Here is an 11,479-nt window from a genome sequence, read left to right as displayed (position 1 = left end):
CGGTGACCAGGCCGGAGCCGACGTTTTCATAGCCGATCAGTTCGACGTTGGCGGCTTTACACATCGAGTCCGCTGCTTCAATACAGGCCACCAGACCTTTGGTTTCGATAAGCCCCAATGCATCACCCATCGTGATCTCCTCCAGAACAGGTTTTGTGATTCGGGAAAACCGTCCGCGTAACGGCATCAACACGCGGAAACGGCGTTCGGGGTTCACTATAGGGAATGGGGAAAGAAGTGAAATTTAAATCCGTGTAGATGAATATTTTAGGTTTTTACTCTGATATTTAGCCTTATTTAGGCTTCTTTTTACCTGTTTATCCTGTCTTATGCGTGAGGATTTTCATGATGATATGGCGTTTTTTTAAGCTATTTATCGGCGGGAGATGAATGTTAATAAGATGCTAATTACTTGCCAGCAATCGGTAATATAGCCGCGTGATAATTGTGGGTATGCTCAAGTTCTCGCGACGAAGCTAAACGCAAAACGTGCGCTTTTAGCATCCAGGGAAAAGAGGGCAAGAATGGAGCGTGAGCGAGGGCGCATTTTCCTCGCGGTGGTACAGGGGGGACGGGTTAATTAAGCGTGCTGCCGGACTTCAGCGTGCAGATGTAGAGCGGTGAGTTGATAGAGCTCAGCAGGATAGCTTTGTCGTTAAGCTTTTGCGCATTGAGGAACAGGCCGTCGTGACTGTCGGACATCTCGCGCATGAAATAGTCGAAGATGACATCCGGTGATTCGTCGATGGACGAGGCGCTGGATTCCCATTTCCTGATGCGGTAGTGGCGCTCGGTCGCCGAGATGCGCTGGCTGGTATAGCTGAATTTGACGTAGCGCTGCAGGTAGAGCCAACCGGCGGCAGAATCGGTATAGCCTTCCACTACCATCGACCCGTTGCCGTTGGCGGCAAAATTAAAATGGATATTGCCGTTCACATTCTCTTTTTCCATGTTTTCAAAACGCATGATCGCTTTGGTGGAGCAACTCATCACGCCGTCGCTGGCATCCGGCAGCAGGCGCCAGGCGCTAAACCCGGCGGCGGCGATAAACGCGAGGGTAGAGAGGGCGAAAAAGGTGCGAGGCGCGATTCTCATTGCGGTTTCCAGGAGTAGTAAAAGTAGTTATCGCAATAGCTAAACGGGTTGTCTTCGTGCATCGCGCAGTGGGCGAGAAACACCCGGCCCAGGCCGTTGGTCTCCAGCCGGTCGCCATAGAAGAAAACAAAACGCTCGCCCGGCTTGCAGCTGAGCTTCAGCCGCTGACGCACCTCATCAAAATTCTTACCGTAGGCCGTCGCCGAGACCGAACGCAGCATTTCATCGCTGGCGAGCAGTTCGCACTGGCTGTGGTTCATCAGCGTCAGATTAATTGGCCGGGCGACGTGGGTACCGGCAAACGTGAATGCCAACAGCAGCAGGGCGATGACCAGCAGGCAGCCGCCGGCCAGATACCAGCACATCCCGCGCGCATGTGGTGAAGCGGCAGGCGGTGTGGTTTCCCTTCCTGACGCCGCGGGTTCGCCAGAGGGCTCAGCGGGACTGGCGTCATCGGCCTGCGCCGGACCGGCGTCGAGCAGTTCGATGCTGAGATCCTGATTCAGCTGCAGCATGCCGCGCGACACGGTAACGATAATGTTATCGATATCGTAGTGACGGAAGGTTTTGCGCAGCATGCTCAGATACTGGTTGAGGTTGCTGTTGGAAGACGTTAAGCCGTTATCGTCCCAGACTTTTTTCAACACTTCATCGCGACTGACCACACCGGTATGGCGGAGAAAAAAATAGAGCAGCGCGCTGGCGGTGATGGATAGCTGGCTATCCGGTTCATCGCTGCCGGGCAGGGTTAGCGTGCCGTCCGTTGCATCATAAATGAGACGGGCATTGATGTTGTAGCGCATCGCGGCCTCACTCTATTCGCTTCATGCGGGAAGCGTCATTTTGGTCAGATCCTTCACCAGCGACTGGCGGTGTTCGCTGCTCATGGTGCGCCCCTCGGTCAGCTCAGATAACCAGATGCCGTCGGCGGCGTAGCGTACCAGGGTACCGGTTGGGCCGTTATCCAGCGCATCGCCTTGCGCCAGGTGGCCAAGCATCCAGTCGCGCCAGCATTTTCGCAGCACCGGTTCGTCCGGCATCGCCAGCGACAGCACCATCAGCTGACGGCTTTCGTGCGTGTCCGTCAATTGCGGATTGGAAAGATAGTGCAAATAGGCGCGGGTAAAGCGCCCGTAAGCGATGTTATCGGCGGCCATCAGTTCGCTAATCGCCTTTTCCATAATCGCCAGCAGCCTGGCGAACAGAGCGAAAATCAGCGCCTGCTTATTGGGAAAATGGTGCAGGAGGCCGCCTTTGCTGACCCCAGCTTCGCGGGCGACAGCGTTCAGCGACAGGGCGGCGATACCGTCCCGGCCGGCAATCATCGCCGCCGATTCAAGCAGCTGACGGTGGAGACGGACGGGATCTTTTTTACGATGCTGGGCTTCCATATTCATGGCCGGAATCATACCGACCAGACGGTATGATTATTTTTGATCGCTATCAATATGAGAGGCGGCTTCGCGGGACGGGATGCCGTTAATGCGTGGAGGCTCACAAATTGTCATATTAATGAAAGCGATAACCCGGAAGGGCTATCGCCTTGAGGTTTATTTCGTTGTCAGGTGCACCGCCAGGCCGCTTTGCCCCGGCGCCAGCTCCGGGCGCAGCGTCAGCGATGGGATCAGATAGTCGCCATGATTTTGCCGGCGAAATGGAATAGGCTCGGTTTGCCACAGCGTGTCCAGCCGCCCGGCCAGGGTGGCGCACTGGTCGGCGAACTGCGCGGCATCGGTTTTGTCCGTGCGGTAGAACACCAGCGGCGGAAGCACCTCGAAGCCGGGATAGAACAGCATACCGTGCTGAATGGGGAACAGGATGTCGTCGATGGGGCCATTGATCCCGCGCGGTGAATAGTGTTCCGCCCAGCCGCCGGCGGTGACGATCAGCATTGCCCGCTTGCCGACGAAGGTGCCTTCCCCATAGCGATCGCCCCAGTGGCGGTCGCTGTGCTCGCCGACGCCATAGGCAAAGCCCCAGGCGTACACCCGGTCGATCCAGCCTTTCATGATCGCCGGCATCGAGAACCACCACAGCGGGAACTGAAAAATTGCCGTATCGGCCCACAGCAGCTTTTCCTGCTCGGCGGCGATATCCGCGCTCTGAGTTCCTTGCGCAAAGGCCTGTTTTGAATCCAGGGTAGGGCGCCAGAACTCGCCGACCGGCGGCGCGCCGCTGTCGTCGGCGTCATACCCGGCCTTCCAGCGCATGGCGTAGAGATCGGAGACCTGGACTTCATGACCGGCCTGCTGCAGATGACGGATGGCGAAATCTTTGAGTCCGCCATTGAGGGAGCGCGGTTCCGGATGGGCGTAAATCAGCAGTACTTTCATAACATCACCTCTGAAGTTGGAAGAGCTGCAGAGTAGGAAAGCTGGCGCTATAGTAGAAATTAATTACTTAAATCTCAGGTATAGCTGTGATTAATTTACATCGTCTGGATCTCAATCTGCTGCGCACGCTCGACGTGCTGCTCAGTGAAAATAACGTTACCCGGGCGGCGCAGCGGCTGAATCTGTCGCAGCCGTCGGTGAGTATTCAACTCGCCAGGCTGCGGGAGATGTTCGCCGACCCGCTGCTGATGCCGGGCCCGCGCGGCATGCAGCCCACCGCCCGCGCCGATGAGCTTCGTCAGCCGCTGCGCGCTGCGTTAGCCGCGCTGGAGCAGGCGGTGGCGCCGGTGGCGCCTTTTAATCCGGCCGCGGCGGCGGAGACCTGGCGGGTGGCGGCGACGGACTATATGGCTTCGGCGACCCTCATGCCGATGCTGGGCAGGCTACGGCAGGCCTCTCCCGGCAGTCGGCTGGCGGTATTCGAACTCCAGCCGGCGCGGCTGGAGCAGCAGGCGGCCAGCGATGAAGTGGATCTCTTTTTCCATACCCGCGAGGGCGCGCCGCCGGGGCTGCATCAGCGCCTGCTGTTTCGCGAGCGCTACGTGCTGGCGGGCCGGGCCGGGCATCCGGTGCTGCGGCAAGGGTTGAGCCTGGAAACGTTCTGTCAGTTGGAGCAAGCGATCGTCTCCCCGGACGGAGGCGGCTTCAGCGCGGCGACCGATACCGCGCTGGCGAACCTTGGCCTGACGCGGCGGGTTGTCCTTTCCGTGCCACATTTCCTGTTTATGCTGGAGACCCTGCGCAATAGCGATCTGGTGGCGGTGCTGCCGGAGCGGCTGGTGCGCGGGCAGAGCGGGCTGGCGGTCGTCGAGCCGCCGCTGGCGGTCGCCGGCTTTGAGATGCTGATGCTGTGGCACGAGCGCTGGCACCGCGACCCGGCGCATCAATGGCTGCGCCAGTTCATTGTGAATTCACTGGAGGAACAGACATGCTGAGCGGACTGAATCACCTGACCCTGGCGGTCAGCCAGCTGGCGCCGAGCGTGGCGTTTTATCAGCAGCTGCTGGGCATGACGCTGCACGCCCGCTGGGACAGCGGGGCCTATCTTTCCTGCGGCGATCTGTGGCTGTGCCTGTCGCTGGATCCGCAGCGGCGCATCACCCCGCCGGAGGAGAGCGATTATACCCATTATGCGTTTACCATCAGCGAAGCCGATTTCGCTCGCTTCGCCGCTCGCCTTGAGGTAGCCGGCGTGGCGGTGTGGAAGCTGAACCGCAGCGAAGGCGCCTCGCACTACTTCCTCGACCCCGACGGCCATAAGCTGGAGCTGCACGTCGGCAGCCTCGCCCAGCGTCTGGCCGCCTGCCGCGAACAGCCGTATAAGGGGATGGTGTTTTTTGAGGATGAGTAAGTGGTAACTGGGAACCTGTAGCCCCGGTAAGCGCAGCGCCACCGGGGAGATGAGCGTCGTGTATTACCCTTCGAAGTTCAGTTCGGCATTGCGCTTGAACACCAGGAAGCCCATCAGCGCGCACAAGTTCAGCAGACGGCTGAGATTATTACTATTGCCTTCGAATCGGAGGCGGCAAACCAGAGATATCAGCGCCACATGCAGGGGGGATGTAGGTGTTTTTAGTCGCAGGCGTACTTTCGCCAGCAGCGGCTTATCACCCGCCATCCTGCAGTAAACTTAGTTCAGCGTGTTAATATGATGCTGCTTAAAATTCTCCGCCTGCGCCAGTACGCCCATATACACATCATCATTCGCCACCGGTGGGAACTTATGCTTATGCAGTAACAGAATGAGTTCCACTTTCAGTTTCGCTTTAATGTCATCACGCTTGCTCCAGTCCGGATACTTCGAGGTGTTATCGACCACCGCCTTCATCTCTTTCGCCAGCGCCAGCATCTTGTCGTCCTCATAGGTGAACTGATATTTATCGCGCATATGCGCCAGAATGTCGTAGAAGGCTTTCTCTTCGATATCAATCCCCATTTCGGCGTAGGTACCCATTTCGGTTTTAATATCGTAGATAATATCGGTCATTTCCTGACTGAAGGTATCGAACTCATCGCCGTTGAGAACATCATCTTCCCGGCGTTCGTTATATTTATCCATAATCGACTGAAAACGACGGGTGAAGTTGATCCCCTGAAGCTGGTTGATCTTTTTAAAATCGCTGATGGCTTTTTCCAGCAGCTTTTGCAGCAGCTGAATTTTGGTTGCCGGCAGTTTGATCTTATTAATGCGCGCGAGATAATCGTCGTCGAAAATATCGATCGACTCTGCTTTCTTGTCGCCAAGGAAAAACAACTCTTCCACGCCGTCGGCCTTTAACGCATCGGCAATCATCTCCCGCACGCGAGCGTTCATCTGCGTGACATCCGGTGCGTCGCCTTTGGTCAGCTTGAAGACGATGGAGCGTACGGCAATATAAAAGTGGATGTAGTCGCGCTCGGCCTGCGAAAGCGCTTCGCTGCCACAGCAGACGTCATACGCCGCTTTCAGACGCTTCACCAACCCCATAAAGCGGCGCTCTGTCTTCTGAGTGCGCATGACAAATTCTGCCGCCTGATTCAGGCAGGCCAGCTGCGCCTGCGGTTCCCCTGTGAAGTAAGCCCGGCTGTCGAAGTCGTGCAAAACCTGCGCCAGCAGTTCGAGATGGTTTTTCACCTCAATCACTGACTGTTGGATATCTTCAAAGTTGGTGGCGTCAATGCGGGAATACATCGCCAGCGCCTGGTTCATCTGGCGCTTAATGCCGATATAGTCGACGACCAGCCCTTTGCTTTTGCCTTCCAGCTTGCGGTTTACACGGGAAATGGTCTGGATCAGGTTATGCTTTTGCAGCGGCTTATCGATATAAATGGTGTCCAGCTCCGGCACGTCAAAACCGGTCAGCCACATGTCCACCACGATGGCGATTTTGAAATTCGATTTGTCGTTTTTGAACTGTTTATCCAGCTCTTTGCGGTACTCTTTACTGCCCAGCAAATCGTACAGTTGTACGCTATCGTCTTTGCCGCGCGTCATTACCATCTTGACCATTTCGGACGGCGGCAGTTCCTTCTGCTCCTGCTCGGTAAGCTCTATACCATCCGGCGCTTGTTTCATCTCAAACCATGCCGGACGACACTCTTTCAACTGACGATAGAAATCCCAGGCAATTTCACGGCTGGCACAGACAAACATCGCTTTACCTTTCACCGTGGAGCCTTCGGCGACACGTTTTTCATAGTGTTTAGCAAAGTCTTCCGCCAGCGCTTTCAGGCGGTCTTCATCACCGAGAATGGCGTTCATGGTGGCGCTGGCTTTTTTGCTCTCGTCGATTTGCCACTCGTTGGTGCCCGCATTGGCGCACTCTTCGTAATACTTTTCCACCTCTTCCAGCTTTCGGGCATCGAGGATGACCTTCGCGGCGCGGCCTTCATAGACGATGCGCACGGTGATCTCATCCTGTACGGATTCGGTCATGGTGTAGCTGTCGACGATGTTGCCAAAGACTTCCATCGTGGCGTCGATAGGGGTGCCGGTAAAACCAACATAGGTGGCCTGCGGCAGCGAGTCGTGCAGATATTTGGCGAAACCGTAGGTTTTGCGCACCTTGCCGTTTTCTTTATCGACGATCACTTTCTGATCGAGGTTGACCTGGCTGCGGTGCGCTTCGTCGGAAATACAGATGATATTGCTGCGCTCTGAGAGCAGTTCGGTATCTTCGGTAAATTTATGGATGGTGGTCAGGAAGACGCCGCCGCTGTTGCGACCAGCCAGCTTCTCGCGTAGATCGTCGCGGCTGGTGACGGGCACCACGGTGTCGTCGCCAATATAGTTTTTGGCATTGCACATCTGCGCGGAGAGCTGATCGTCCAGATCGGTGCGATCGGTGATCAGCACGATCGTCGGGCTGGCGAACTCGACGCTTTTCATCAGCAGGCGGGTTAAGAACTGCATGGTGTAGCTCTTGCCGCAGCCGGTCGCGCCAAAGTAGGTACCGCCCTTACCGTCGCCGAAAGGTTTACGCGCCTGTTCGATGCTGTAGTACAGCTTGCGCGCCGCATAGTACTGCGGGTAGCGGCAGCAAATTTTTACTTCGTGTTTGGCTTTATCCGGGAAGCAGATAAAGTTTTTGATCACGTCCAGCAGACGGACCGGATGAAACAGTCCCTGGATCATCGAGTGCAGGGAAGGGATGCCGTCCTGCTCGCGGTTCTCATTGCCGGTAACTTTGCGCCAGGAGTAGAAATACTCATACGGCGCAAACAGGTTGCCCATGCGGTTATTGACGCCATCGCTGATAATGCACAGCGCGTTATAGACAAACAGCTGCGGAATATCGCGGCGATAACGGGTGCAGAGCTGTTTATACGCATCGCCAATATTGGCTTCCTGCTCGCGCACCGCGCTTTTAAATTCAAAGACCACCAGCGGCAGGCCATTAATATACAGAATGGCGTCCGGGATACGCGGCTGGTTTTCTTTGCCGGAGATGGTCAGTTGATTGACGACCTTAAGACGGTTCAGCGGCTTGACAAGATAGGTCGCCGACGGTTCTGCTGCCTGTTGCAGCGGCACGTCTTCGGCATTGAATAATTCACGTAGTGCCGCAGAAAGATGCCGGGTATCGAGCAGTTCGATATAGAGATCTTTCTGCTGACGATCGTCGCGTTTAAACAAGAAACCATTCGCCAGCCAGGCGCAGAAGGTTTTGTTGCTTTCGTAGAGATCGGAGGCGGGCAGGGTAGTGAACTGTTTGATCAGCCGCTGGATCTCCGCTTCGGTGATGCCGTCGGCCTGGTAGCGTGCGGCGAGGTAACGACGAAGATCGTCTTCGATAATCACCTGATCGAGGCTGGAACGCGGCACATCATCGCCGATCAGGTGCTGATAGCCTTGATCCTGTAGCAGTTCAATAATGGCTTGTTCTAACTTCGCTTCACTGAATGAGAGGTGCATATCTCGCTCCGGCCCTGGCTGTTTTTCTGGTAAAGGTTCCTGTAACAGAGAAAACCTTACCAGAAAGCCCCTGATTTAACAGGGGCAAAATGCATTAAGCGGGTTCGGTTTGGGTTACTAAATCTGGTAGATCCTCCAGGGAGAGCTCGCCGGAGATGAGTTTGGGGAGCAGGGTGTCGCGGAGGGTTGTATTTATCTCTATGTTGATTTTGTTATCACTTATTTTTTCTTGAAAACTATCACATATACTTTGAAACTTAACTAGTAACCCACGGTCTAGGGGAATAATAAACGTTATGTTACCTAATGTTGTTTGAGTTAATAATGGTTGGGTAGAACCAACATTTAACGACAAAATATCTTTTGTTTGTAATGATTGGTAAATTAATTCATAGAGTTCGTGATTCACTGGCTGAATTACTAAAGCATTATCTGAAGGCCAAGACAAACCGTTTACCTTATAAAAAGTACCAAGTGTTCCAACTCGTCCAGTAATTATGTAGCGCTCGTTGTAAAGATGCTCACTCGTAAACCACTTAATGCCATTTCCACCCCATACAGGTACATTATTAATACTAGAAGGTTCGCTAAATTTTGATGGCGGTCTCTTACCTGAAGTGATTTTTGATAATAGTGATAATTTTATCTCTTTCCAGCCTTTCGGAATCCAACCCAACTCCATTTCTTCAAATTCAGCCGGGAACAGTGCACGAATATCCGCCGGAAGTGGTTTGAAATCTGCACTATTGCGTACTTTTTGACGCAGTTCAGCGCGAGAATGCAGCGCTTCCGGGATTGGGTTTCCCGCATCCAGCGCGTTATCAATCACCGGGTCGAAATCCACAAACCAGGATTTGAACAGGGTTTGGGATATTTGTTCCAGGGTTTGGTTGATCGCTCTTGATATTGCTATTTTTTCATCAAGAGAAAGTAGGATGTTTGCTATCTTTTTTTGTATTTTACGATCTGGATAACTTATTTCCAACCGACTAATCATTTCATTATTAAGACTAGCTCGGGTTGACATGGTGGAAAAGGCAAGCATGCTCTGTCTAAATACAGGGCTACGCAAGTAATAACCAACATACTCTGGTTCTAATTCAGATGTTTCCTTCGGGCGCAATCTTTTACAAAAGCCATTGAACGTGGCATCTGTATAATCTTTTAATGCTACAGAACTCATACCCAGCTCATGCATCGTTTCGCTTGTACGAGTAAGAAAAACATCCCCGCGTCTTACCGAGCAAGAGGCTCTTTCTTTATCTGTACTTTGCACTAATTGCGTGAGTGAATCAGGTAAAAAATAATTATAAAAAATATCCTTAAAAGATAAGAACGGGTAACCTGTACCAAAATCTTTAGCTGGTTTGGAAAGACCAGAGCTAATGCTGTAATGGTCGGTTAAAAAGGATGTTTTCCACTTACTCCCCATAACCCAAAACCTCCAGGTTCTGACGAATCGCCTTATCCAGCTCTTCCGCCTGCTTCATCTGCGCAAACAAGGTCTGCGATAACTCGCGCATTTTGGTTTCAAACGCCACGCCGTCGTCTTCCTGCTCGGTGGCGCCGACGTAGCGGCCCGGAGTCAGCACATAGTCGTTAGCCTTGATCTCTTCAATCGTTGCAACCTTGCAGAATCCGGGCTGATCTTCGTACTGCGCCAGCTTGCTGTCGCCGCGCTTAACGCGCTCAGCCAGCTCTTCTGGCGTGCTGCGCCAGGCATGGTAGGTGTCGGCGATGGTGGCGATATCGTCTGCCGTCAGCTCTTTGGTGGTGCGGTTGATCATGGTGCCGAGGTTACGCGCATCGATAAACAGCGTTTCGCCCTGACGGTTACGATAGCCTTTGGCCGGCTCGGCCGCCTTCGACTTGGTCATAAACCACAGGCACACCGGGATCTGGGTGGTGAAGAACAGCTGGCCGGGTAGGGCGATCATGCAGTCGATCAGATCGTTTTCGATCATCTGCGCGCGGATCTCGCCTTCGCCGCTGGTGTTGGAGCTCATCGAGCCGTTCGCCAGCACAAAACCGGCGGTGCCGTTGGCCGACAGCTTGGAGAGCATATGCAAAATCCAGCCGTAGTTGGCGTTACCGGTTGGCGGCGTACGGTAGCCGGCAAAGCGCGGGTCTTTGGTCAGCTCGGCGTCGTTGCGCCAGTCTTTCAGGTTAAACGGCGGGTTGGCCAGAATATAGTCGGCTTTCAGATCCGGGTGCTGGTCGCTGAAGAAGGTGTCCGCCGGGCGCTCGCCAAGGTTGGCGGAAAGGCCGCGAATCGCGAGGTTCATCTTCGCCAGCTTGTAGGTGGTGGCCGTCAGCTCCTGACCGTACAGGGCGATATCGCGGCTTTTCCCCTGATGGCTTTCGACAAACTTTACCGACTGGACAAACATCCCCGCCGAGCCACAGCAGGGGTCATAAATTTTACCCTGGAACGGTTCGAGCATTTCGGTCAGCAGCGACACCACGCATTTTGGCGTATAGAACTCGCCGCCGCCTTTGCCCTCGGTGGCGGCAAACTTGCCGAGGAAGTATTCGTACACGCGACCGACCAGGTCTTCTTTCGACAGCGCTTCGACGTCGGTTTCGTGGGCCAGCGTTTCGATGTTATCGATGGTGTCGATAAGCGACGCCAGCTTCTTGGTTTCCAGATTCTGACGGCTGAAGTAGTTGTCCGGCAGCGCGCCTTTCAGCGTCGGGTTGCGCTTCTCAATGGTGGAGAGCGCGGTATCAATGCGCACGGCAATATCATCCTGTTTGGCGTGCTGTTTGATGAACGACCAGCGCGCTTCTTCCGGTAGATAGAAGATATTGTCCTGCTGATAGAAGACTTCCATCTCGAGGAAATCGCCCTGACCTTCGTCTTTCATTTTCTGACGGCGGGCTTCAAACTTATCGCTGATAAATTTGAGGAACACGAGGCTCAGCACCACGTGCTTGTATTCGGAGGATTCAACGCTGCCGCGAAGCTGGTTCGCGGTATCCCACAATGTGTCTTCAAAGCCTTTCTTTGCTTTGGCTTTTTTGGTTGGTGCTTTGGCCATGATGAACTCGTTCTGGAAAAATTTGGTGGCTATTGTAACGGTAAAAGCGGTGAAGT

Annotated in this window: 11 protein-coding genes; 2 read left to right on the top strand and 9 right to left on the bottom strand. The window is 54.2% G+C overall.

Going from position 1 to position 11,479, the window contains the following annotated elements:
- The 5 genes from ABLV04_RS18205 to ABLV04_RS18185 all read right to left on the bottom strand — a co-directional run.
- On the bottom strand, window positions 1-130 hold a 130-nt coding region (locus ABLV04_RS18205), incomplete at its 3' end, for a BMC domain-containing protein (RefSeq protein WP_310669302.1).
- A 446-nt stretch (window positions 131-576) separates the two neighbouring features.
- Window positions 577-1,095 (bottom strand): FidL-like protein, encoded by a 519-nt coding sequence (locus ABLV04_RS18200; RefSeq protein WP_180266040.1) that lies wholly within the window; start codon window positions 1,093-1,095, stop codon window positions 577-579.
- The gene (locus ABLV04_RS18195; protein WP_180266039.1) at window positions 1,092-1,898 is read right to left on the bottom strand and encodes a winged helix-turn-helix domain-containing protein; all 807 of its coding nucleotides are present in this window, start codon (window positions 1,896-1,898) and stop codon (window positions 1,092-1,094) included. The genes ABLV04_RS18200 and ABLV04_RS18195 overlap by 4 nt, the downstream gene beginning before the upstream one ends.
- A gap of 21 nt (window positions 1,899-1,919) precedes the next feature.
- Window positions 1,920-2,504, bottom strand: coding sequence for a TetR/AcrR family transcriptional regulator (locus tag ABLV04_RS18190; protein ID WP_180266038.1), 585 nt, complete (start codon window positions 2,502-2,504; stop codon window positions 1,920-1,922).
- 141 nt (window positions 2,505-2,645) lie between these two features.
- A complete protein-coding gene (locus ABLV04_RS18185; RefSeq protein ID WP_180266037.1) occupies window positions 2,646-3,428 on the bottom strand; it encodes an NAD(P)H-dependent oxidoreductase in 783 nt (260 codons plus the stop codon).
- A gap of 86 nt (window positions 3,429-3,514) precedes the next feature.
- Between ABLV04_RS18185 and ABLV04_RS18180 the strand changes: the two genes are divergently transcribed.
- Both ABLV04_RS18180 and fosA read left to right on the top strand, forming a co-directional pair.
- Window positions 3,515-4,423 (top strand): LysR family transcriptional regulator, encoded by a 909-nt coding sequence (locus tag ABLV04_RS18180; RefSeq protein ID WP_032455484.1) that lies wholly within the window; start codon window positions 3,515-3,517, stop codon window positions 4,421-4,423.
- Window positions 4,417-4,839, top strand: a complete 423-nt coding sequence (fosA, locus tag ABLV04_RS18175; RefSeq protein ID WP_072414086.1) for a FosA5 family fosfomycin resistance glutathione transferase — start codon at window positions 4,417-4,419, stop codon at window positions 4,837-4,839. The genes ABLV04_RS18180 and fosA overlap by 7 nt, the downstream gene beginning before the upstream one ends.
- Window positions 4,840-4,902: 63 nt before the next feature.
- Here fosA and ABLV04_RS18170 read toward each other — a convergent pair whose 3' ends face one another.
- The 4 genes from ABLV04_RS18170 to ABLV04_RS18155 all read right to left on the bottom strand — a co-directional run bounded on the left by ABLV04_RS18170 (window position 4,903) and on the right by ABLV04_RS18155 (window position 11,423).
- Window positions 4,903-5,106, bottom strand: a complete 204-nt coding sequence (locus tag ABLV04_RS18170) for a hypothetical protein (RefSeq protein ID WP_147733688.1) — start codon at window positions 5,104-5,106, stop codon at window positions 4,903-4,905.
- Between the two features lie 12 nt (window positions 5,107-5,118).
- Entirely contained in the window at window positions 5,119-8,382 is a 3,264-nt protein-coding gene (locus tag ABLV04_RS18165; protein WP_147733689.1) for a type I restriction endonuclease subunit R, read from the bottom strand.
- 94 nt (window positions 8,383-8,476) lie between these two features.
- Window positions 8,477-9,814, bottom strand: coding sequence for a restriction endonuclease subunit S (locus ABLV04_RS18160; protein WP_180266036.1), 1,338 nt, complete (start codon window positions 9,812-9,814; stop codon window positions 8,477-8,479).
- Window positions 9,804-11,423, bottom strand: coding sequence for a class I SAM-dependent DNA methyltransferase (locus tag ABLV04_RS18155; protein WP_180266035.1), 1,620 nt, complete (start codon window positions 11,421-11,423; stop codon window positions 9,804-9,806). Before ABLV04_RS18155 ends, ABLV04_RS18160 begins: the two co-directional genes overlap by 11 nt.
- Window positions 11,424-11,479: the final 56 nt, after the last annotated feature.

Origin of the sequence: Klebsiella sp. JN_Kp127, from assembly GCF_040062505.1 — a bacterium.
Taxonomy (GTDB): domain Bacteria; phylum Pseudomonadota; class Gammaproteobacteria; order Enterobacterales; family Enterobacteriaceae; genus Klebsiella; species Klebsiella quasipneumoniae.
Note: the sequence above shows the minus strand (reverse complement) of the source record. Positions and strands in the feature narration are given on the sequence as shown.

Coding starts and splice junctions, on each gene's coding strand:
- ABLV04_RS18200 (WP_180266040.1), bottom strand. CDS start 1,095: ATGAGAATCGCGCCTCGCACCTTTTTCGCCCTCTCTACCCTCGCGTTT.
- ABLV04_RS18195 (WP_180266039.1), bottom strand. CDS start 1,898: ATGCGCTACAACATCAATGCCCGTCTCATTTATGATGCAACGGACGGC.
- ABLV04_RS18190 (WP_180266038.1), bottom strand. CDS start 2,504: ATGATTCCGGCCATGAATATGGAAGCCCAGCATCGTAAAAAAGATCCC.
- ABLV04_RS18185 (WP_180266037.1), bottom strand. CDS start 3,428: ATGAAAGTACTGCTGATTTACGCCCATCCGGAACCGCGCTCCCTCAAT.
- fosA (WP_072414086.1), top strand. CDS start 4,417: ATGCTGAGCGGACTGAATCACCTGACCCTGGCGGTCAGCCAGCTGGCG.
- ABLV04_RS18170 (WP_147733688.1), bottom strand. CDS start 5,106: ATGGCGGGTGATAAGCCGCTGCTGGCGAAAGTACGCCTGCGACTAAAA.
- ABLV04_RS18165 (WP_147733689.1), bottom strand. CDS start 8,382: ATGCACCTCTCATTCAGTGAAGCGAAGTTAGAACAAGCCATTATTGAA.
- ABLV04_RS18160 (WP_180266036.1), bottom strand. CDS start 9,814: ATGGGGAGTAAGTGGAAAACATCCTTTTTAACCGACCATTACAGCATT.
- ABLV04_RS18155 (WP_180266035.1), bottom strand. CDS start 11,423: ATGGCCAAAGCACCAACCAAAAAAGCCAAAGCAAAGAAAGGCTTTGAA.